The organism is Roseovarius litoreus, from assembly GCF_900142765.1.
GTDB classification, from domain to species: Bacteria; Pseudomonadota; Alphaproteobacteria; order Rhodobacterales; family Rhodobacteraceae; genus Roseovarius; species Roseovarius litoreus.
Genome location: NZ_FRCB01000008.1, coordinates 1 through 20,234 on the forward strand (window position 1 = coordinate 1; position 20,234 = coordinate 20,234).

21 protein-coding genes are annotated in these 20,234 nt (G+C 63.0%); 5 read left to right on the forward strand and 16 right to left on the reverse strand.

Features of this window, described 5'->3' with window-relative positions; genetic code table 11:
* The coding region (locus F3H35_RS14355; protein WP_223228425.1) for an electron transfer flavoprotein subunit alpha/FixB family protein at window positions 1-228 on the forward strand (228 nt) is incomplete at its 5' end.
* A 67-nt stretch (window positions 229-295) separates the two neighbouring features.
* Here the strand turns inward: F3H35_RS14355 and F3H35_RS14360 are convergent.
* The gene (locus F3H35_RS14360) at window positions 296-1,168 is read right to left on the reverse strand and encodes a DUF6473 family protein (protein WP_149780245.1); all 873 of its coding nucleotides are present in this window, start codon (window positions 1,166-1,168) and stop codon (window positions 296-298) included.
* Window positions 1,169-1,327: 159 nt separating this feature from the next.
* On the opposite strand from F3H35_RS14360, the gene F3H35_RS14365 reads away from it, so the two are divergent.
* On the forward strand, window positions 1,328-2,203 hold the full coding sequence (locus tag F3H35_RS14365; RefSeq protein ID WP_149780246.1) for a 3-hydroxybutyryl-CoA dehydrogenase: 876 nt from the start codon (window positions 1,328-1,330) through the stop codon (window positions 2,201-2,203).
* 224 nt (window positions 2,204-2,427) lie between these two features.
* Here F3H35_RS14365 and F3H35_RS14370 read toward each other — a convergent pair whose 3' ends face one another.
* Genes F3H35_RS14370 through F3H35_RS14400 form a run of 7 tightly spaced genes read right to left on the reverse strand, consistent with a single transcriptional unit; the run spans window position 2,428 to window position 7,906 of the window.
* Window positions 2,428-3,348, reverse strand: a complete 921-nt coding sequence (locus F3H35_RS14370; protein WP_223228426.1) for a lysophospholipid acyltransferase family protein — start codon at window positions 3,346-3,348, stop codon at window positions 2,428-2,430.
* A gap of 15 nt (window positions 3,349-3,363) precedes the next feature.
* The gene (locus F3H35_RS14375) at window positions 3,364-3,642 is read right to left on the reverse strand and encodes an HPr family phosphocarrier protein (RefSeq protein WP_149780248.1); all 279 of its coding nucleotides are present in this window, start codon (window positions 3,640-3,642) and stop codon (window positions 3,364-3,366) included.
* A gap of 7 nt (window positions 3,643-3,649) precedes the next feature.
* Window positions 3,650-4,054, reverse strand: a complete 405-nt coding sequence (locus tag F3H35_RS14380; protein ID WP_149780249.1) for a PTS sugar transporter subunit IIA — start codon at window positions 4,052-4,054, stop codon at window positions 3,650-3,652.
* Window positions 4,051-5,001 carry an RNase adapter RapZ gene (rapZ, locus tag F3H35_RS14385; RefSeq protein WP_149780250.1) on the reverse strand — a complete coding sequence of 317 codons (951 nt, stop codon included), beginning with the start codon at window positions 4,999-5,001 and terminating at the stop codon, window positions 4,051-4,053. The genes F3H35_RS14380 and rapZ overlap by 4 nt, the downstream gene beginning before the upstream one ends.
* A gap of 14 nt (window positions 5,002-5,015) precedes the next feature.
* Window positions 5,016-5,489 carry an HPr kinase/phosphorylase gene (locus F3H35_RS14390; RefSeq protein WP_149780251.1) on the reverse strand — a complete coding sequence of 158 codons (474 nt, stop codon included), beginning with the start codon at window positions 5,487-5,489 and terminating at the stop codon, window positions 5,016-5,018.
* A 3-nt stretch (window positions 5,490-5,492) separates the two neighbouring features.
* Entirely contained in the window at window positions 5,493-7,205 is a 1,713-nt protein-coding gene (locus F3H35_RS14395) for a sensor histidine kinase (RefSeq protein WP_149780252.1), read from the reverse strand.
* On the reverse strand, window positions 7,205-7,906 hold the full coding sequence (locus F3H35_RS14400) for a response regulator transcription factor (protein WP_007812899.1): 702 nt from the start codon (window positions 7,904-7,906) through the stop codon (window positions 7,205-7,207). Before F3H35_RS14400 ends, F3H35_RS14395 begins: the two co-directional genes overlap by 1 nt.
* Window positions 7,907-8,289: 383 nt before the next feature.
* On the opposite strand from F3H35_RS14400, the gene F3H35_RS14405 reads away from it, so the two are divergent.
* Window positions 8,290-9,888, forward strand: a complete 1,599-nt coding sequence (locus F3H35_RS14405; protein ID WP_149780253.1) for a phosphoenolpyruvate carboxykinase — start codon at window positions 8,290-8,292, stop codon at window positions 9,886-9,888.
* A 393-nt stretch (window positions 9,889-10,281) separates the two neighbouring features.
* Here the strand turns inward: F3H35_RS14405 and F3H35_RS18905 are convergent, their stop codons facing one another.
* Window positions 10,282-10,572 carry a hypothetical protein gene (locus F3H35_RS18905; RefSeq protein ID WP_188129983.1) on the reverse strand — a complete coding sequence of 97 codons (291 nt, stop codon included), beginning with the start codon at window positions 10,570-10,572 and terminating at the stop codon, window positions 10,282-10,284.
* An 18-nt stretch (window positions 10,573-10,590) separates the two neighbouring features.
* On the opposite strand from F3H35_RS18905, the gene F3H35_RS14415 reads away from it, so the two are divergent.
* Window positions 10,591-12,279, forward strand: coding sequence for an acyl-CoA dehydrogenase family protein (locus F3H35_RS14415; RefSeq protein WP_149780254.1), 1,689 nt, complete (start codon window positions 10,591-10,593; stop codon window positions 12,277-12,279).
* 85 nt (window positions 12,280-12,364) lie between these two features.
* Here F3H35_RS14415 and F3H35_RS14420 read toward each other — a convergent pair whose 3' ends face one another.
* The 5 genes from F3H35_RS14420 to F3H35_RS14440 all read right to left on the reverse strand — a co-directional run bounded on the left by F3H35_RS14420 (window position 12,365) and on the right by F3H35_RS14440 (window position 18,264).
* The gene (locus F3H35_RS14420) at window positions 12,365-12,805 is read right to left on the reverse strand and encodes a hypothetical protein (protein ID WP_149780255.1); all 441 of its coding nucleotides are present in this window, start codon (window positions 12,803-12,805) and stop codon (window positions 12,365-12,367) included.
* Between the two features lie 41 nt (window positions 12,806-12,846).
* Window positions 12,847-13,809: an SLAC1 anion channel family protein gene (locus F3H35_RS14425; RefSeq protein WP_149780256.1), complete on the reverse strand. Its 963-nt coding sequence runs from the start codon at window positions 13,807-13,809 to the stop codon at window positions 12,847-12,849.
* Between the two features lie 228 nt (window positions 13,810-14,037).
* Window positions 14,038-14,739 (reverse strand): fumarylacetoacetate hydrolase family protein, encoded by a 702-nt coding sequence (locus tag F3H35_RS14430; RefSeq protein WP_149780257.1) that lies wholly within the window; start codon window positions 14,737-14,739, stop codon window positions 14,038-14,040.
* Between the two features lie 54 nt (window positions 14,740-14,793).
* A complete protein-coding gene (locus tag F3H35_RS14435) occupies window positions 14,794-16,866 on the reverse strand; it encodes a leucine-rich repeat domain-containing protein (protein WP_149780258.1) in 2,073 nt (690 codons plus the stop codon).
* Window positions 16,867-17,121: 255 nt separating this feature from the next.
* Complete coding sequence (locus F3H35_RS14440) at window positions 17,122-18,264, reverse strand: alpha-D-ribose 1-methylphosphonate 5-triphosphate diphosphatase (protein WP_149780259.1); 1,143 nt, start codon at window positions 18,262-18,264, stop codon at window positions 17,122-17,124.
* Between the two features lie 50 nt (window positions 18,265-18,314).
* Here F3H35_RS14440 and F3H35_RS14445 point away from each other — a divergent pair, with 50 nt between their 5' ends.
* Window positions 18,315-19,001: a DUF1045 domain-containing protein gene (locus tag F3H35_RS14445; RefSeq protein WP_149780260.1), complete on the forward strand. Its 687-nt coding sequence runs from the start codon at window positions 18,315-18,317 to the stop codon at window positions 18,999-19,001.
* Here F3H35_RS14445 and phnN read toward each other — a convergent pair.
* Both phnN and phnL read right to left on the reverse strand, forming a co-directional pair.
* Window positions 18,983-19,528 (reverse strand): phosphonate metabolism protein/1,5-bisphosphokinase (PRPP-forming) PhnN, encoded by a 546-nt coding sequence (gene phnN / locus F3H35_RS14450; RefSeq protein WP_149780401.1) that lies wholly within the window; start codon window positions 19,526-19,528, stop codon window positions 18,983-18,985. The two genes, F3H35_RS14445 and phnN, sit on opposite strands and share 19 nt — an antisense overlap.
* Window positions 19,528-20,208 (reverse strand): phosphonate C-P lyase system protein PhnL, encoded by a 681-nt coding sequence (gene phnL / locus F3H35_RS14455; RefSeq protein WP_149780261.1) that lies wholly within the window; start codon window positions 20,206-20,208, stop codon window positions 19,528-19,530. The genes phnN and phnL overlap by 1 nt, the downstream gene beginning before the upstream one ends.
* Between the last annotated feature and the right edge of the window lie 26 nt (window positions 20,209-20,234).

The following is a 20,234-nucleotide window of genomic DNA, read 5'->3' on the forward strand; positions in this document are numbered from 1 at the left end:
GCCCCGAATGACTGGCAGGTGGGCCAGACCGGCAAGGTGGTGGCGCCCGAGCTTTACATCGCCGTCGGCATCTCGGGCGCGATTCAGCACCTCGCAGGCATGAAGGACTCCAAGATCATCGTCGCGATCAACAAGGACGAAGAGGCCCCGATCTTCCAGGTTGCCGATTACGGCCTTGTGGCCGATCTCTTCGCGGCGGTGCCGGAACTGACCGAAAAGCTCGGCTGATCCGTCCTTCTCCGAATGAACCACTCCCAAAGGCCCGCCGCTCCGGTGGGCCTTTGTTATTGAGCCCTTATCGCGCCACGACGTGCTGCGCATCTGTGCTCTCGCCCATGTCCAGCACCTCGCGCAAGACCGGCAGAAGCCCAAGCGCCGCCTCCTCATGGGCCGCCGGCCCCGGCAGACAGCGCGCGGCCTCGGCCTCCTCCGGGGTGAAAATCATCCCGCGGGTGCCCATCTTCTGCGCGGCTGCACTTGTCGTCACCTCGACAAACCGCGCCGCATGCGGCGCCACCCCATCCAGCATCGCGCGCGTCACGAAGGCCGGATCATACGTCACATCAGGCCGCTGCGCGCCGCGCTCGGGCAGGCGGGCCGCGAACCACAGCAGGATGACCGGCGGGCCGATCCGGTGGACAAGGTCGATCATCCTCTCGACCCAGGCCGTGCGCAGCTCGTCGCGCACCAGATCGAAGCGTTCCGGCGCCATGCCTTGCAGGCTTTTCAACAAATGCCGCGTGAACGCGTATTCGGTGAAATCCACATCCGGAAACAGGCTTTGCATCGGCCGCATGGCCCTCAGAAACCGGTCATTCCGGCGCGGATGCACCCGGTAGAACCTGTTGGACAGGTTCAGCGCCCCCGGCACCTGCAGCACCACCGCACGCGCGCGCGCCACATGCCGCTCCAGCCCCGGATCGCCCAGCATCACATCCGGCCCGGCATTGGGCCAGCCGAAATTCACACAAGCCATGCCCAGCGCGTCCTCCACCAACGCGGGAAACGGTCGCCGGATGAACCGGCCATAGGTTTCCGATCCGCCCAGAAAGGCGACATAGTCTGTCGCAAGGCATTGCCGTGGCCCCCGGAACACCAGGTTCGATCCGGCATAACCGCACGGCTCATAATCAAGGGGCGCTGGCCCCTTCGCTGTGTCGTGATTCATCTTTTCCCACCGATTCCAACTCACCCGGGGCCAGGATGACGCCACCGCGTTGACAAACTGCTAACGCGCCAATTCGCCGGGAATTTTAGCGATCAGCAGCCCTTGCGGCTTGCGCCCCTGCGGGCCTATTGTGGCGGCGTGGACAGGAAAGGTGCGACAATGGAGATCCGGAAAATCGGCGTGGTCGGCGCAGGCCAGATGGGCAACGGCATTGCGCATGTCATGTCCCTCGCCGGGTTCGAGGTGATGCTCAACGACATCAGCCAGGACATGCTGGACAAGGCCATCGCGACCATGACCCGCAACATGGAACGCCAGGTCAGCCGCGGCAAGATAACCCAGGACGCGATGGACAGCGCCCTGGCGCGCATCACGCCCACCCTCACGCTCACCGACCTCGGCGCCACGGATCTGGTGATCGAAGCCGCGACCGAGCGTGAAACCGTCAAGCAGGCGATTTTCGATGAATTGCTGCCGCATCTTCAGCCGCATACGATCCTGACCTCGAACACCTCGTCGATCTCGATCACCCGGCTGGCCAGCCGCACCGACCGGCCCGAGAAATTCATGGGGTTTCACTTCATGAACCCGGTGCCGGTCATGCAACTGGTCGAGCTCATTCGCGGCATCGCCACAGACAAGCCGACCTATGATGCCTGCCTGGCTGTGGTCGAGAAACTGGGCAAGACCGCCGCCTCGGCCGAGGATTTTCCTGCCTTCATCGTCAACCGGATCCTGATGCCGATGATCAACGAGGCGGTGTATACGCTCTATGAAGGCGTCGGAAACGTGCAGTCGATCGACCAGTCCATGAAGCTGGGGGCCAATCATCCGATGGGGCCGCTGGAACTCGCGGATTTCATCGGCCTGGACACCTGTCTGGCGATCATGAACGTGCTGCATGACGGGCTGGCGGATACCAAGTATCGCCCCTGCCCGCTGCTGACGAAATATGTCGAAGCCGGTTGGCTGGGCCGCAAGACGGGACGGGGCTTTTATGATTATCGCGGCGAGGTGCCGGTCCCGACGCGGTGAGCCGCGACGCGGATCGGGCAAGCGCCACAGTCCGCTTCAGCGCCCCGGACTGACACATGGATCAGGCGCCGCGTTTCGACGGCAGCCTTGCATGATTTTTCACGAAAAATTCACTTCTGCCCGTCATGAATTTTCGCAGAAAATTCTTCCCCCGCGAGCGCAGGAAATGTCCCCCGAAGACCCCGACACCGCAGGTCCCAAATTTTCGCAGAAAATTTGCGCCCTCAGCGCTCGGTCACATCATTGCCAAGCGCCAGCGTATGCTCGCGCAGCCACGCCATGAAGCCGCGCGGATCACTGTCGAGCATCTTCATCCGCTCCGCACTGATCGGCGCGCCGACCACCGGGCGCTGCGGCTTGTTGCAGCTGTGCACGACCTCGTGCAAGAGCAAGCCCTGCCGCAAGGTCGCCGATATCCGGTTGGCCATCTGGTACCAGCGCGAATTGGCCCCCGGAAAATAGATCGGCACCACCGTCGCACCAGAACGCCGGATCATCTGCGCCGTGAACACGTTCCATTCCCGCTCGATCACCGGTCCGAACATCGTGTCGCTTGATGCCACCACACCCGACGGGAAAACGCTGATCAGCCCGCCCTCCTTGAGATGCGCCATCGCCTTGGCGCGCATCTCCACGCTCTTGCGCTGCGCATCGGGCTCATGCGGAAACGGCACCGCGATCATGTACGAGGCCGCCACCTCGTCGATCCCGGTCAAAAGCGCCCGCGTCAGGATCTTGTAATCCGTGCGACGCCGCCCGATCAGATCGGCAAGGATCATCCCATCCACCAGCCCGTGCGGATGGTTGGCCACCGCCACCACCGGCCCCTCACTGGGAATATTCATCAGCTCGGCGTCAGGCGTCAGAAGGTCGATCCCCATCGTATCCAGCGCCGCGCGCCAAAAGGGCTGGCCCGTGGGCGCGCCGCGTCTTTCGAATTCGCGGATCATCTTGAGGATCGTCAGTTTTCCGGTAAACCATTCGATCGCCCGTATGGTCAACGCCGTCCCGGGCTTGTCGAACGAATTGGCATAGGTGAGGCTCCGACGGTCATACTTCGTGAAGTTTACCGTCTCGTCATCCTGCCCCGGCGCATGGTCCTCAACGTGTTCTACCACGTGGCGTCGTCCCGTCCCGTCGCGCATATCTGCGCTGTTGGTTCACATATCCTCGCCGAACCGGTTCGCCACAAGCGCCTGCACCGCATCGGCCAGCGCCTCGGCATCCGGTCCCGAGGTTTGCACGTCAATAGTGGTTCCTTTCGACGCTGCCAACATCAAAAGCCCCATTATGCTGTCTCCGCCCGCCGTCTGCCCGTCCATCGACACCTCGGCGCGCGCGTCGAATCCCTCGACCACTTCCACCAGCCGTGCCGCGGCGCGCGCATGCAGGCCCTTTTCATTGATGATCTCCAGATGACGCGTGATCGTGTCGGCCATATGTCTTCTACCCGTCTGCCTTTTCACTCGACCCGGCATGGCTGTCTATGTATTTGCGCCCCGCGTCAAGCGCGGATCGCGCGGCCTCGTGCACCGGCATGTTCCGGCTCTTGGCCAGCTTGATGAGCATCGGCAAGTTGGCCCCATAGAGAATCCGCCTGTCCGCGGGCTGGCACGCCTTGAGCGACAGGTTCGATGGAGAGCCGCCGAACAGATCGGTCACGATCAAGACACCGTCTCCGCGATCCACCGCATCGGCGGCGGCGCAGATTTCGGCCTGTTTCTCGGCGCGGTTGCTGTCATCCTCCATCGTGATGGCCACAATGCCGGTCTGTGCGCCCACCACATGCTCGATGGCCCGCAGATATTCCCGGGCCAGGCCGCCATGCGCCACGATCACGATACCGATCAACGCAGTCTCTCTCCCTGTTGGTCGTCCGCATCACCCATGTGTTGCGCGCCGATGCGCGGCGCCTCGGTCGCCCCTCGCCGTTCCAGTTCGCGATGCCTTATTGACACCGGCCAGCCCCCCTTCGCAAGGGCCGCCGCCAAAGTTTCTGCCATGGCCACGCTGCGATGCTGGCCGCCCGTGCAGCCGAACCCGATCGCAAGATAGGCCTTGCCCTCCGCCTCATAGGCCGGCAGCAGAAGCTGTACCAGATCCACCACCTTGTCGCGAAACGCCGCGAAACGCGGGTCCTGCGCCACGTAGCCCGACACCCGCATGTCCCGCCCGTCGAGCGTGCGCAGCGCCTCGTCCCAATAGGGATTGCGCAGGAACCGGCAATCCAGAACCATGTCGAGCCCCCGCGGCACGCCGCGCTTGTAGGAAAACGAGTGCACCGACACCGCCAGCCGGCTTTGCCCTTGCGGCGCGAACCATTGCTCCAACTCCGCCCGCAGATCATGCGGCGACAGCTCGGACGTATCGATCAGGATATCGGCCCTGGCGCGGATCGGCTTGAGAAGATCGAATTCCCGCGCGATCCCCACACCGGGGCTTTCGGCAGGTGCCAGCGGATGCCGGCGGCGCGTTTCCGAAAACCGGCGCAACAGAACCTCGGCGTCGCAATCCACGTACAAAAGCTGCACCGGCGCGCCGCCCGGCGCCTCCATGCGGTCCACCGCCTCGATCAGCGCCGTCGTCGAAAAATCACGGTTGCGCGCGTCGATGCCAAGCGCCAACGGCTTCTCGACCCCGGCGCCCGGCACAAGCCTCGGCAAGAGAGACAGCGGCAGATTGTCGATCGCCTCATATCCCATATCCTCCAGCGCGCGGATCGCAGTGCTTCGGCCCGCCCCCGAAGGACCGGTCACCAGCACCAGCCGGGAAGCTATGGGGTCTGCCGTCTCGGGCATCTGCGCGTGGTCCGTCAGTCGCTGCGTCCGTGTCGTAGATAAGTCATGATCGCCGCGGGAAAATGGGCGCAGGTGTTTTTTCTTGTCACGGGCAAGCTCACACCCAGCAGATCCTCGCGCCGCGGCGGCGGCAGACGCGCCTCTTCCTCACGGTCCATGTCCACGATCAGCACCACATACGCCGGTCCTTTTGCCGGACAGTTGAGCAGCCCCATGCCCCGCGCCTCGATCCGTCCCCGGATCGCTCGGGGCGCATCGGCACTCACCTGCGCGCCATCGCGCCGGATCAGCGTGCGGTCATCGGCCACAAGATCGGCGCCGAGCGCAATCAGCTGCAGCGCCAGACCCGATTTGCCGCTGCCCGACGCCCCCCGGATCAACACCGCGCGGCCGTTCACGGCCACCGTGCTGGCATGCAGGCATGTAGCGTCGTCTTCCTCCGCTGTGGGCTCACTGGGATGCGCGTCGCCGCCCTGCCCCGATGTCATGGATCAGACCGGCAGGCCCACGACAAAGCGTGCGCCCAGCGGATCCGACGTCGGATCGGCATCGGTCGGGCGGATGTTCTCGGCCCAGATCACCCCGTCATGCGCCTCGACGATCTGCTTCGAGATCGACAGGCCAAGCCCCGAATTGTTGCCGAAATCATTTTCCGCGCGTTGCGAATAGAAGCGTTTGAAAATCTTCGTCAGCGCCTGATCCGGAATGCCGGGGCCGGTATCCTCGACCACCACCAGAACCCGGTTGTCGCGCTTGCGCACCCACAGCCGGATCGCGTCCCCATCCTCGCAAAAGCTGATCGCGTTGGTGATCAGATTGACGAAAACCTGCGCCAGCCGCCCCTCCAGACCGACGAAGACAATCGGCTCGTTGGGGAAATCGGTGATGAACTCGACCCCCTTCTTCTCGGCCTCTTCGCCAAGATAATCGCCCAGATTGCGCAGCATCGCCAAAAGGTCGAACGGCTCTTGCTCTTCCTTGACCAGCTCGCTGTCCAGCCGCGAGGCGTTCGAAATGTCGCTCACCAGCCGGTCGAGGCGGCGCACGTCATGTTCGATCACCTCCAGCAGCTTTTCGCGCTGATCCGGGCGCTTGGCCACCCGCATCGTGCCCACCGCCGAGCGCAGGCTGGCCAGCGGGTTCTTGATCTCATGCGCCACGTCGGCGGCGAATTGTTCGTTGCTGTCGATCCGGTGATAGAGTGCCGCGACCATGCCGCGCAGCGCCCCCGACAGGCGCCCGATCTCGTCGGGCCGCGCGGTCAGATCGGGGATGCGGATGCGCCCGCCGCCCTTGCCTCTGTTGCGGTCCCCGCCGATTTCCGCGGCGGCGGCCAGATCCGACAGCGGGTTCGCGATCGTCGAGGCCAGGATCAGGCTCAGCCCCACAGACACCGCCGTCGCGATCAGGAACATGCGCAGCACCCATTCATGCTCGGCGCGCACCAGTTGATCGATCTCGCCGCTGGCATTGACCATCGCCACCGCGCCCACCGCCTCACCGTTCCGGATGATCGGAGTGGCCGCGGCAAAAACGGTGCGCCCGCCGACGTCGCTCGACAGCGATTGCGGCGCGCCCTGCAGCGTCGGGCCGACCAGCGCGCTCACGGTTTCGAGCAGGGTGGTCTCGGGCGTGTCGGTCAGCACGGCATCGAATGGCGCCGACACCAGCCCCCAGACGCGGCTCAGCAGATCGGTGATGAACGTGCGTTGCTGGCTGCCCCCCGAGAGCGCCGGCGCCCGGTCCCCCTCGCCGCGACCGGCCAGCGCGCCGGTGCTGTCGAACACAAAGACCTCGACGCCGCGCTGAATATCCAGCCCTTCGATCGTGCCGATCACATCGATCCCGTCGCCGGTCATCAGGTTGACCGGGGCGGTGCTGGGCAGTTGCGCCTCGAACACATCGGCGACAAGCTCGACCTCGCTCACCATGCTGCCCGCGCGCTGCAGCGCCAGACTGTCGCGCGATGAGTTCAGGAACAGCACCCCCGCCAGCAGCAAACTCAGCGCGACCAGGTTGAAGGTGATGATCTTGCGTGTCAGCGACGACTCGCGCAGCGAGATGAAGCCCCGCCTTTCGCGCCGTGTCCTTACCTCTTCATCGCCCACGCTGTCGGGGGCGACGAAATCATCGCCCAGGACGACGTCATCATCCCGCCTTGGCGCCCCTCGGTCGCGCATGTCGATGCCTTCGGCCAGTGCCATTATTCCTCGTTGTACCGGTATCCGATACCATAAAGCGTTTCGATCGCCGAGAAGTCAGGGTCGACCATCCGCAATTTCTTCCGCAGCCGCTTGATGTGACTGTCGATGGTGCGGTCATCCACATAGACCTGGTCGTCATAGGCGACATCCATCAGCTGATCGCGGCTTTTGACAAACCCCGGACGCTGCGCCAGCGCCTGCAGCAACAGGAATTCCGTGACGGTCAGCGACACATCCTGGCCCTTCCAGCTGACCGCGTGGCGCAGCGGGTCCATCTGCAGATGTCCGCGCTCGATCACCTTGGTTTCCTCGGTGTCGCCGACGATCTTGCCATCCATCGCGTCCTGACGGCGCAGCAGCGCGCGGATCCGCTCGACCAGAAGGCGCTGGCTGAACGGCTTCTTGACATAGTCGTCAGCCCCCATGCGCAGGCCGAGAACCTCGTCGATCTCATCATCCTTGGAGGTCAGGAAGATCACCGGCATCGACGTCTTCTGACGCAGCCGCTGCAGCAGATCCATCCCGTCCATGCGGGGCATCTTGATATCCAGAACGGCCATGTCCGGCAGCTTCTTGCTGAAGGCATCGAACGCCTGTTGGCCGTCATTATACGTCTCCACCTCGAAACCTTCCGCTTCGAGCGTCATCGAGACCGAAGTCAGAATGTTGCGATCATCGTCCACGAGGGCGATCTTTGACATGTGATTGGTCCTTGTACTGCTCTGCTTGTTGTATTTTTTTCAACAATATGAGCCGTTTTGCCCTTTACGATCAATCCTAAACTGCGAATCGCCCCCTTTCCGCGCTCTCATTCGTGCAAAAAAATCCTGCTAATGGCTAAATTGACTCACTTTCGCCACGGTTGCCGGGTATTGTCCTCCTTTTGTTAGCGCCAACGTCGATCTGGTTGCGCTAACTTTCGCGTGGTTGCGCTAACGGCTTGAAACCGTCCTGTTCTTTCATGGAAACGTCATGTTAAGAGGCGCGCGGGGGCCGGTACACACCGACACACCGGCGCCGGTCCCGGCGCCACGACAGTTTCGCCGCCCTGCGGGCGGTCATCACGAACAGGAGCGTGAAAGACATGACATCTGGACGGGTCAACCCGCAATTCCGGCTCGAGGATCAGGGCATCACGGGGCTGGGCAATGTCTATTACAACCTCATCGAACCGGCGCTGATCGAAGCGGCCCTCAAGAAGGGCGAGGGCACGCTGGGTCGTGGCGGCGCGTTTCTGGTCACCACCGGCAAGTTCACCGGCCGCTCGCCCAAGGACAAGCATGTCGTCAAGACCGACAGCGTGGCCGACACGATCTGGTGGGAGAACAACGCCGCCATGTCGCCCGAAGGGTTCGATACGCTTTACGCCGATATGATCGCCCATATGCAGGGGGGCGACTATTATGTGCAGGATCTTGTCGGCGGTGCCGATCCGGCCCATGCGATCAATGTGCGCATGGTGACCGAACTGGCCTGGCACGGCCTTTTCATCCGTCACCTGCTGCGCCGCCCCGAGCGTGACGCGCTGGATCGCTTCACCGCCGATTTCACCGTCATCAACTGCCCCAGCTTCCGGGCCGATCCGGCCCGGCACGGGTGCCGCTCGGAAACCGTCATCGCGATGAATTTCGACCGCAAGATGATCCTGATCGGCGGCACCGAATATGCCGGGGAGAACAAGAAATCCGTGTTCACCCTGCTCAACTACCTGCTGCCCGAGAAGGGCATCATGCCGATGCACTGCTCGGCCAACCATGCCGATGGCAACCCGGTCGACACGGCCGTTTTCTTCGGTCTCAGCGGCACCGGCAAGACCACGCTCTCGGCCGATCCGGCGCGCACGCTCATCGGCGATGACGAACATGGCTGGTCCGATCGCGGCACCTTCAATTTCGAAGGCGGCTGCTATGCCAAGACCATCAACCTCAACCCCGAGGCCGAGCCCGAGATCTACGCCACCACGTCGAAATTCGGCACGGTGATCGAGAACATGGTGTTCGATCCCGAAACCCTCGAGCTTGATTTCGACGACGATTCGCTCACCGCCAACATGCGCTGCGCCTATCCTCTGGACTATATCTCGAACGCGTCGGACACGGCGCTTGGCGGGCATCCCAAGAACGTCATCATGCTGACCTGCGATGCCTTCGGCGTGCTGCCGCCCATCGCGCGTCTGACCCCGGCGCAGGCCATGTATCACTTCCTGTCCGGCTTCACCTCCAAGGTGGCCGGCACCGAACGTGGCGTGACCGAGCCCGAGCCGACCTTTTCCACCTGTTTCGGCGCGCCCTTCATGCCGCGCCGCCCCGAGGTCTATGGCAACCTGTTGCGCGACAAGATCGCCAAGCACGGCGCGACCTGCTGGCTGGTGAATACCGGCTGGACAGGCGGCGCCTATGGCACCGGATCGCGCATGCCGATCAAGGCCACCCGCGCCCTGCTGACCGCAGCCCTTGACGGGTCGCTGAACAAGGTCGAGTTCCGCAAGGACGAAAACTTCGGCTTCGACGTTCCCGTCGCAGCGCCCGGTGTGGCCGAGGTCCTGCTCGATCCGCGCCGCACATGGGACGATCCGGCCTCTTACGATCGGCAGGCCGCCAAGCTGGTGCAGATGTTCGCGGATAATTTCGAACAATATGTGCCATATATCGACGAAGACGTGAAAGCAGCCGCGCTCGGCTGACCGGTATCGGCCCGGCCCCGCGGCGCGCATGCCTAGCGCGTCATGCAGGGCCGGGGCCATCCGCGCACCGCATCATCTTACAGATCCCGTTGTGAACCATCCGAATGTCTCCTGAGCTGCGCCACCGGATTCGGTGACATGGACAGAGCTTGACCGCAAATCGTTGAAAACGGGTTAAAGCCCGGATTGCGTACGGGATGGACACAAAATCCGGCCAAAACCCGGATCTTCGTCCCAAACCCGCGTCGGTTTGGTACGGTCCGTACGAAACCCGCTCACATCGCCATGCTCGGCGCCCCCAAACTACCGAAACCCCGGCGATCGCGCCCATCGTCGCCTCGCCCCGGCGCCCCGCACCCCTTGCCACAGCCTCGCAACCAGCGTCGTCACGATCTACCCCCTCAGCGCGGCATCAGGCGAAGCCATTGATCGCAAATCGGAAATCAGGTCCATCGGCATGGCAAACCCGACAACGCCCTTGACCAGCCCGGCCAACAGACCCACCATCACGGGCAAGATCCCGCCGCCACTCCCGAATTCGAGGATCACACTCTGTACCGTTTCCTGTGCACGTGTCGTTAGCTTCGCACCCGCAAAATTCAAGGCGCAATTTTCGATCAAAAACGCCGCAGTTTGGGTATAATAGTTGCGCTGCAGTTGCAAAATGGCTAGGACGGTCGCCAACTGGAAAAGGATTGATTCATGGCACATGATGGACAAGACGTTGCAATGGCAAACCCGATCATTCTGACCGATCTTCTGAGCCTCACCGGCGCGGCCGTGTCCCCGGCCGAGGCGGTGCTGGAAAAGGCCCGCGCGCGGATGCGCGATCTGGTCACGGTCAATGGCCGGGTCTCGGGCGGCGCGGTCGAGGCGCATCAGTTCGCGGCCCACGGCCTTGCGTGGCTTGCCACCTATGTCGAGTCGCTGCGCCAGATGCAGAACTGGGCCAATCGCCTGACCGAAATGGGAAAATTCGGCGAGGTCGAACAGCTGATCCAGCAGATCGCCTTCGGCGAGTACCTCTCGCAGCTGCGCGGCGGCATCCAGATGAACCAGGGCGAAATGGTCCGTCTGCACGATCTGGACCTGACCGACAGCGACATCGCCTTGCTCGACACCCCCGAGATCCAGACCCTGTGCCGCGCCGGCAACACGCAGGCCGCGCGCACCCGTCTCGTCGAGCTCATGCAGGAACGCAGCGCCGAGCTGACCGTGGGCCATTCCGGGCTTGATGACGAGCTTGAGATGATCCGCGAACAATTCCGCCGCTTCTCGGTCGACAAGGTCGAACCCCATGCCCATGAATGGCACCTCAAGGACGAACTGATCCCGATGGAAATCATCGAGGAACTGGCCGAAATGGGCGTGTTCGGCCTGACCATCCCCGAAGAATACGGCGGCTTCGGTCTCAGCAAGGCGTCCATGTGCGTCGTCTCCGAAGAACTCAGCCGGGGCTATATCGGCGTCGGCTCTCTCGGCACCCGCTCCGAGATCGCGGCCGAGCTGATCATCGCCGGCGGCACCGAGGAGCAGAAACAGAAATGGTTGCCGCGCCTTGCCAGCGCCGAAACCCTGCCGACGGCTGTCTTTACCGAACCCAACACCGGCTCGGATCTCGGAAGCCTGCGCACCCGCGCGGTCAAGGATGAAAACGGAGATTGGAAGATCACCGGCAACAAGACATGGATCACGCATGCCGCGCGCACCCATGTCATGACCCTGCTGGCGCGCACCATTCCGGACACCACCGATCATCGCGGCCTGTCGATGTTTTTGGCCGAAAAGACCCCCGGCACCGACGAGGCGCCCTTCCCCACCGAAGGCATGACCGGCGGCGAGATCGAGGTTCTGGGCTATCGCGGCATGAAGGAATACGAGCTTGCCTTCGACAACTTCCACGTCAAGGGCGAGAACCTTCTGGGCGGCGAAGAGGGCAAGGGCTTCAAGCAACTGATGGAGACCTTCGAATCCGCCCGCATTCAGACCGCCGCGCGCGCCATCGGCGTTGCGCAATCGGCGCTTGATGTCGGCATGCGCTATGCCATCGACCGCAAGCAATTCGGCAAATCGCTGATCGCCTTCCCGCGCGTGTCGGGCAAGCTGGCGATGATGGCCGTGGAAATCATGGTCGCCCGGCAGCTGACCTATTTCAGCGCATGGGAAAAGGACAATGGCAACCGCTGCGATCTCGAAGCCGGCATGGCCAAGCTGCTTGGCGCGCGCGTCGCGTGGTCGGCCGCCGATAACGGCCTGCAGATCCATGGCGGCAACGGCTTTGCGCTGGAATACGGCATCAGCCGCATCCTCTGCGATGCCCGCATCCTCAACATCTTCGAAGGGGCCGCCGAAATTCAGGCGCAGGTCATCGCCCGCCGCCTTCTGGGCTAAGCCCACGTCAAGTCAACAGCCGCGCCACTCCACGGCTAAGCCGCCCGAATTACCGGGCGGCTTTTTTCGTGTCAGACCTGTGCGATCAGAAGCTGAGAACCGTCGTGTTCTCCGCCATCAGCGCCGCCGCCATCGCGGGGGGTTGCGCCGCCGTGATCCCGTCCAGCAGCGCCGATGCATCCACGCCCTTGTTGGGCAGGTAGATCGCGCAGACCTCGACCTTGGTGCCGGTCTTGTCCATGATCATCCGCATGAGACCCTGCGGGCTCATGTCTTTCGGCTTTTGCGGCGCGGTGGCGCTGGCCGGGGCCTCTTTCAACGCCAGATCCCCCGCCGGACCACACAGCAGGATCTGCGCCTTGGCCCCCTGCTGCACCGATTGCATGGTCAGCACCATCGACATGAGCTGCGTTTGCGGATCGGCCGAGGTCACCACCGTGACCAGGTTTCTCGCCTCCTCCGCCTGAGCGGGCAGGCTGGTGAGTGTTGCCGCCGCAAGGGCGAGGGCTGTCAGTGTCTTGCGCATTGGAAAACCTCTTTCATACAGGGTGTTTGGACGTTCGCGCGTCATTCGGGTTGAAACACGGCACCGGAACTGACCGCCCGAAAGGTGCGGATCAGCAAGGCGCCAAGGGTCACGGTCAAAGCCAGAAGCAGGCCCAGACCGATCAGATGATGGGCGGTAGAGCCCGTGACTTGGGCATAGTGCAGGCTGGCGATGGTCAGCGCCGCCACCGGAAAGCTGAGCGCCCAGAAGGACATCGCAAAAGGCAGCCGCAGGATGCGCGGCAGTTGCACCGCGACGATCAGGCCAAAGAAATATCCGCCATTCAGCAGGATATGCGCCAGATGATCGATCCCACCGGTCAGCTTGACCCAGGCCAGGAACCCGGCCGCAGGCGGCGCGATCAGGATCACCAGCGTCGGCTGCAATCGCTCGGGCAGCGGGTCGTGGAACACCAGCCGGTTCATCACCAGCGTCAGCAGGATCAGCCAGAAGATCAGACCGACCGACATGAAAAACCAGCTCAGCTCGATATAACCCAGATCGACCCCGGCGATCGGCACGATCACATTGCCCACCGCAGGAATGAACCACGCGGGCGACAGATGCCCATGCAGGAAGGCCCGCGATCCGATCCAGCCCGACACCACGGCAACCGCCAGAACACCCTGCAACGCCGCACCAAGCAGCCACATCGCCCGCGCCACAGGCTCGGACCACGGCAGCGTCGCCGCCGCCAGCAACAAAAGCCCGATGGAAATCGCCGGGAAAAACGCCAGCTTCACGGGATGATCCCATTCCGCCCGGACCGCTGCGGGATGCCTCAGCGCCTTGGCGCCATAGCCCGCCGCGATCACCCCGAACAAGGCCAGCGTAAGACCATAGACCGCCGCCGACAGCGCCGATGTCAGGCCCAGTGCCTGCTCCCCGGCGCGCAGCGCCAGGGTCAGCCCGGCCATGCCCATCACGATGGTGAACAGGGTGACGGGATAATGCTCAAGCCAGCGATGGGTCGGGTCGGTCATTGCAGGGCGCTCCAAATATATATTCTATATTCAGCATATGATGACGCCCGCCGCGTTGATCCAGATCAAGCCTGCCGCAACTCTCTGCATGTCGAAGCGATAAAAAAGTCCGGCCCGGCATGACACCCGCACAGGCCACATGCCATCACGCGCGCCGCAACGCCGCCGCAGCACGGAGCACCGAAAGGATCAGCTAAAGCCCGCAGCACGGCCCCAACACTGCCCACCTCACTCGGCCTCGCCTATAGTGACGCGCACCGGCTCCAGCCCCTCGATCTCGCCCACAAGGACACTGCCGGGCTGCACCGGGCCAACACCCGCCGGCGTGCCCGTATAGATCAGGTCACCGGGCAGCAGGTGATAATAGCCCGACAGATGCGCAATCAGCTCGGGCACTGACCACACCATGTCGCCCAAGCTGGCGTCCTGCACGATCTCGCCATCCTGGCGCAGCGTGATGCGCTGCTGGCCGATCTCTCCGAAGGCATCAGCCGGCGTCAATGCCGCCATCAGCGCCGAATTCTCGAAATCCTTGCCCAGATCCCAGGGGCGGCGCTTGTCCTTCGCGGCCCCCTGCAGATCGCGCCGCGTCAGGTCGATCCCACAGCCATAGCCCCAGACCGCCTGCATCGCGTCGGCCTTGGTCACCCGGAAGGCCGGCGCACCGATCGCCACCACGAACTCCATCTCGTAATGGCAGTCCTGCGTGCCCGGCGGATAGGGAATCGTCGCCCCCGAAAGGCACAGCGCATGGGCCGACTTGGTGAAATAGAACGGCGCCTCGCGATCCACCTCATTGCCCATCTCGGCGGCATGGGCGGCATAATTCCGCCCCACGCAAAAGATCCGCCGCAGCGGAAACTGACGGCTGTCACCGGCCACCGGAATGGCCAGACCTTCGGGCGGGGCAAAAAGCATGTCCTGTGTCATGCCGCCTTTATGCGAAGCCTTCCCGGCCATGTCAAAGCCGAGTTTTCAAACGCCTCAGTCCAGCAGAACCTGAACACCCGGATCGTCGATCAGATGCTGGATCGGCGCCAGATCGGCAATCGGATTGCCCCGCAGGTTCAACCCCTTCAACCCCGTCAACTTGGCAAGCGCGCTGACATCCGTGATCGCATTGTCGCTCAGGTTGAGTGACGTCAACTTTGTCAAACCCGCCAGCGCATCGACCGCTGCGATCCCGTTTCCGGACAGGTTCAGAAAACTCAGGTCCTTGAAGCCCCCGAGGATCGAGATATCGGTGATCCGATTGCCCTGCAGATTGAGGTTCTTGAGATGCGACATCTTCTCCAACCCCGAGATATCCGTCAGCCCGGCATCCTTGATCATCAGCGCCTCGCCACGCTGCTTTTCGAACGCAGCGCGCAGCGCCTCCTTGGCAAGCGGGTTGTCCTTGATCAACTGCGCTTCGATCTCTTTTGCCCTGCGCTCTCGAGTGTCGGCCATGAGATTCTGGATCATCACCTGATTTGCGCAACTCATGTAATATTTGCCCATGGCCTTGTATCGCTTCTGGATCATGTCATCGTTTGACGACTTGAACCTTGGCTGTTCGCACCTTGCTTGGTTAAACAAGGATTTAAACCCGGTCGTCCCCGCCCCCTTGCACCCGGCGATGGTATAGCCATCGCGCGCCTGAGTGCGCTTGTCTTTGAGCTGTGTTGTCTTGAGAATGAGATCGTTCAGGACGTAAGTTACCATCTCTTGTTGTTTCTTGCGGCTTTCCTCATCCCAGCCTTCGATCTCCTGCCCCAAGTCCACGGCATTCCCGAAATAGGATGATGTGGTGGATCGTGAGACATAGTTATTGACGACCATCTCGGTTTTGACATCAATCCTGAATTGACACCATTCCAGCCCTTTTGGGCGCTTATGCGGCATGCTGACCGTCGTCTCCCACAACTCGTAATTGCCTTTGCCCAAATCCTTCTTGTGTTTTGACGTCCACAAATCGGCGAAGGCCTCATAGGCCTCTCTGACAATTTCTTCCCCCTTCGCATTCAGCTCGAAGCGGTGCTCCGGCTTCAACGGGGGCAAGGGATCACCGCGCAGGTTTTTCGTGCCTGCAAGGCTCGCGGCGTGCTCTTTTTCCAACCTCTCCTTGTCAAAAAATCCCACGCTCTGGGTCAGGGTCGAGCAATAGATATCCCTTGGCATGCCCCGGACGTTTCGGATAAGATCGGATTTGACGCGCGCATCGAATTCGCGTTGGTCGATCGTGCCGATGGTGATGGTATACCAGCCATTTCGCATCAGGATCGCTTGCCTGCCCGAGCGGAAACTCTCGCTCCACCCATCCATGGCCTTGAAAAAACTCAGCACCTCGCCCGGTGTCTGGCGCGCAGCCACCGTGATCATGCATTTCCCGCCCTTCAGCGCCAGAACGCTGTCGGGCAAAGCGGGCTTGGATGTGGTCTTGGATGGTTTGGGTGTCGTCTTGGACGGCTTGGGCGCTGTCTGCGAAGGCTTCGCCGTCTGATTGGCGATGCTCACACCGTTGCACCGATCCCTCAGCGCATTGTGATAGATATAACCCGACCGCTGTCTGGTCTGTCCCGCCGGGACATATGACACCTCGTAATAGATATAGCCGTCCTTGTTGGTTACCACCCGGTTCACCGCAACCCGCACGCCGTTCTTCAGGCTGTCGATAACGCGAAAATCCTGTGCGCCCGGACCATTGCGCACATTGGTCACATCGCTCTTGGGATTGCAGACAAACGCCCTGTCGGCGGCCTTGAACCTCACATCGGCGGGATTATCCGGCACCGACAGAAGCGGCATGTAAACCCAGCCTTCGCCTTTCGTGGCATGCCGCACCCGCGCCCAGTTTCCCGAAATGCGCAGCACCCGGACAGAATCGCCATTCTTGAGCACATGAAGGATCCGGTCCTTGGTCGACGGTCCCGTGCGCATGTTCAACTCGCCATCACTGCTGTTGACCTTGGCGATGTCATTGACCTGTTGCGCCAGCGCGGGCGTGGTCGGAAGGGCAAGCGCCACGAGGCACATTACGACAAGGCTGAAAAGACAGCAGACGACTTTGTTTGGCATGGGCACTCACAACGAAAACACTTGTTCACGCGGCCAGCTTTACAGGGCCGCGGTGTTCGGTCAATTTTTATCGGTCACGGTGCCGCCGCCTGCATCACCCCGCGTCAAGGCGTCATCCCACATCTTGGGGCGTTGCGTGGCGCGCGGCGCATTAACCCATGGCCCAAACCGACCCCGCACCGACGCGATACCGACGTTATACCGACGCGATACCGATGCGGGTTTTCCTTGAAAACAAGGCCGTTAACCTTCGAATCAGGCGACGCGCGATCCCCGCGACCAAACCCCGCGCAGCGCCGGCACCCCGCCGCGCATCGCGAAGCGGATCACATCCGCCCTCTTGCCCGGCTCCAGCACCCCCCGATCCTCCAGCCCCACACTGCGCGCAGGATTGGCCGTGACCGTCGCCAGCCCCCGGGCCATATCCCCCCAGATCTCGCCAAGCTGGACCGCCGCCAGAAGCAGCGCCGAGGGCACGTAATCCGACGACAGGATATCCAGATGCCCCGCCCTTGCCAGATCATGCGCGGCCACATTGCCCGAATGCGAGCCCCCTCGGATCAGGTTGGGCGCACCCATTATGATAGCAATATCATGCACATGGCAGGCGCGCGCGGCCTCGAGCGTGGTGGGAAATTCGGCCACCCGGATGCCGTGACCCGCCGACACCCGCACCTGCTCCTCGGTGGTGTCGTCATGGCTCGCCAGCACCGCGCCATAGCGTTTCGCCTCGGCCACCGCCGCCGCCTCGTGCCGGTCCCCATGCAGCGCGCGCAGCTCCTGCAACTGCGCGACATGGGCGCGGAATTCCTCGTCATTCAATGACAGCTTGCCCTTCACATAGGCTTCCAGCTTGCTGATGTCCCGGAACTGGCGCTGACCGGGGGTATGGTCCATCAGGCTGACGATGCCCACGCGGTCCGCCTCTCCGAACTCGGCCATCTCCTCTTCCAGGGTCTCGGAACAGACCTCGGCCCGAAGATGCAGAAAGTGGCTTATTTTCAAGGCATTATCAGCCCTCAACGCCAGCAGCTCAGTGGCCAGACCGCGCGCATATTTGATATATCTGCCCCGCCCGCTCGGGATCGATCCCACCCGCATCGCATCGAACACGGTGGTGATCCCGGTGCCCGCCAACTCGGCATCATGGGCCAGGATCGCGGCATTATGCGGCCAGTCGACCTTGGGGCGCGGCTGGATATGCCGCTCAAGATTGTCGGTATGCAACTCGATCAGCCCCGGCGCCACGACATCCCCCTCGCAATCCAGCGCGCCCTTGGGCAGCGCCGCGCCCGTGCCGATATCCGCGATCACCCCGTCGCGCAGAACGACATGGCCCGTCACGGTCCGGTCGGGCAGGACAAGGGTGGCATTGGCGAGGATGGTGTCTTGTGTCATGTGGTCGTTACGCTTTGCTGACAAGTGAAGCCAAAAGAAACGGGAAAGTCATGGATTACAGGCGATACGCGATCTACTACACCCCCGCGCCGGGGCCACTGAGTCAGGTGTGCTCGGCCTGGCTGGGATGGGACATGGCCACCGGAAACGAGCTGGCGCACCCGGATGTCGCGGGCCTGCCCCTGCCGGTCGCACAGATCACCGAAACACCAAGGAAATATGGGCTTCACGCCACCATGAAGCCGCCCTTCCGGCTGGCTCAGGGGGCAACGCCAGCCATGCTGGACGACGCGCTGGCCAGCTTCTGCGCGCAGCGCCCCGCCGTAACGATGGACGGGCTGGAACTGGCGCGGCTTGGCCGCTTTCTGGCGCTGCGGCCCTTGGGGGACGAAGGCCCGCTCAACGCTCTGGCCGCCGACATTGTGCGCGGCTTCGATGCCTTCCGCGCGCCCCTCTCCGAGGCCGAGATGGCCCGCCGCCGCGAGGCCGGCCTGACCCCCGAACAGGATGCCCTCTTGCGGGCCTGGGGCTATCCTTACGTGATGGACCAATTCCGCTTTCATATCACCCTGACCGGCAAATTGCCCGTCGCACAAGCCCGCCAGACCGCCCGGGCGCTTGCCCCTGTCCTCACGCCGCTTCTGCCCGCGCCCTTCGTGATCGACGCGCTCAGCCTCGCGGGCGAGGATGCCGAAGGCCGGTTCCATCTGATCTCGCGTCATGCCTTCACCGGGTAAAGCTGGTCCTCGATCATCTCAAGCGTTTGCTCCAGCGGCCCGGCATTTGCCACGTCGATGACCCGCTCCAATCCGTCCGGCAAGGCAAACTCCGACCGCGCCAGCCGCACCTCGATCTGCTGCGCGCTTTCGCGCCCTCGTGCTGCCAACCGCTCCGCCAGCACGCTGCGCGGGGCAGTCAGATGCAAGGTGACGAAGCCCGCGAACCGTGTCTGCGCCTGACGCAGCACCGACCGCGACAGGTTTACCAACAGGTCCTCGCCCACAGCCAGCCGCCCCTCGATCTCGCGCGGGATGCCATAGCGCAAACCATGCGCGGCCCAATGCAGGCAGAACGCCTCGTCCTGGCAGAGCGCCTCGAAACGGTCCGCGGTGACACCTTCGAACACCTCGCCGCCCGCATCCTCGGGCCGGGTGATGACCCGCCGCACAAGGCCAAGAGCGGGGCAGCGCTCCGCCAATGCCGTCATCACCGTGTCCTTGCCGACACCCGACGGGCCGACCACACCGATCAGCCGCCCTGTCATCATGCAGCCTTCGGCGTAAAGACGGACACATCGATTTCCCGGTCACAAACGCGGGCGCGCGCCTCGACATCGTGGAAAATTCCGACAATCGCAGCACCCCGCGCCTTGGCCTCTTCGATCAGGCATAGCACCGTCTCGCGGTTGGCGGCATCAAGGCTGGCCGTCGGCTCGTCCAGCAAAAGCGCGGGATAGGCATGGGCAAAACCGCGCGCGATGTTCACCCGCTGCTGCTCGCCGCCCGAAAAGGTCGTGGGGCTGAGCGACCACAGCCGCTCGGGAATGTTCAACCGGGCCAGCAGATCGCGGGCGCGGTCCATCGCCTCCTCGCGCGGGCGGCCAAGCGCCAGAAGCGGCTCTGCCACCACGTCGATGGTCGGAACGCGCGGGACCACGCGCAGGAACTGGCTGACATAGCCAAGGGTCTCGCGGCGCAGCGCAAGTATCTCGCGCGGCTCGGCGCGCGCCACATCGACACCGCCCACCATGATCCGGCCCGACGCAGCCAGGTAATTGCCATAGATCATCCGCATGAGCGTGGACTTGCCCGCCCCCGAACTGCCGGTCAGCGCCACGCATTCGCCCGGCGCCACGCTCAGGCTGGCACCCTCCATCACCGGGATCACGGCGCCGCCCTGATTGTGCAACGTGAACTGCTTTGAGACGGTTTCGATCTCGATCATCGCCTGTTCTTCCTTTCGACCCTTTT

Bases quoted from the DNA above. Each gene is read 5' to 3' on its own strand.
- F3H35_RS14360 (WP_149780245.1), bottom strand. From the start codon at position 1,168: ATGAATCACGACACAGCGAAGGGGCCAGCGCCCCTTGATTATGAGCCG.
- F3H35_RS14365 (WP_149780246.1), top strand. From the start codon at position 1,328: ATGGAGATCCGGAAAATCGGCGTGGTCGGCGCAGGCCAGATGGGCAAC.
- F3H35_RS14370 (WP_223228426.1), bottom strand. From the start codon at position 3,348: ATGCGCGACGGGACGGGACGACGCCACGTGGTAGAACACGTTGAGGAC.
- F3H35_RS14375 (WP_149780248.1), bottom strand. From the start codon at position 3,642: ATGGCCGACACGATCACGCGTCATCTGGAGATCATCAATGAAAAGGGC.
- rapZ (WP_149780250.1), bottom strand. From the start codon at position 5,001: ATGCCCGAGACGGCAGACCCCATAGCTTCCCGGCTGGTGCTGGTGACC.
- F3H35_RS14390 (WP_149780251.1), bottom strand. From the start codon at position 5,489: ATGACATCGGGGCAGGGCGGCGACGCGCATCCCAGTGAGCCCACAGCG.
- F3H35_RS14395 (WP_149780252.1), bottom strand. From the start codon at position 7,205: ATGGCACTGGCCGAAGGCATCGACATGCGCGACCGAGGGGCGCCAAGG.
- F3H35_RS14400 (WP_007812899.1), bottom strand. From the start codon at position 7,906: ATGTCAAAGATCGCCCTCGTGGACGATGATCGCAACATTCTGACTTCG.
- F3H35_RS14405 (WP_149780253.1), top strand. From the start codon at position 8,290: ATGACATCTGGACGGGTCAACCCGCAATTCCGGCTCGAGGATCAGGGC.
- F3H35_RS14415 (WP_149780254.1), top strand. From the start codon at position 10,591: ATGGCACATGATGGACAAGACGTTGCAATGGCAAACCCGATCATTCTG.
- F3H35_RS14420 (WP_149780255.1), bottom strand. From the start codon at position 12,805: ATGCGCAAGACACTGACAGCCCTCGCCCTTGCGGCGGCAACACTCACC.
- F3H35_RS14425 (WP_149780256.1), bottom strand. From the start codon at position 13,809: ATGACCGACCCGACCCATCGCTGGCTTGAGCATTATCCCGTCACCCTG.
- F3H35_RS14430 (WP_149780257.1), bottom strand. From the start codon at position 14,739: ATGACACAGGACATGCTTTTTGCCCCGCCCGAAGGTCTGGCCATTCCG.
- F3H35_RS14435 (WP_149780258.1), bottom strand. From the start codon at position 16,866: ATGCCAAACAAAGTCGTCTGCTGTCTTTTCAGCCTTGTCGTAATGTGC.
- F3H35_RS14440 (WP_149780259.1), bottom strand. From the start codon at position 18,264: ATGACACAAGACACCATCCTCGCCAATGCCACCCTTGTCCTGCCCGAC.
- F3H35_RS14445 (WP_149780260.1), top strand. From the start codon at position 18,315: ATGGATTACAGGCGATACGCGATCTACTACACCCCCGCGCCGGGGCCA.
- phnN (WP_149780401.1), bottom strand. From the start codon at position 19,528: ATGACAGGGCGGCTGATCGGTGTGGTCGGCCCGTCGGGTGTCGGCAAG.
- phnL (WP_149780261.1), bottom strand. From the start codon at position 20,208: ATGATCGAGATCGAAACCGTCTCAAAGCAGTTCACGTTGCACAATCAG.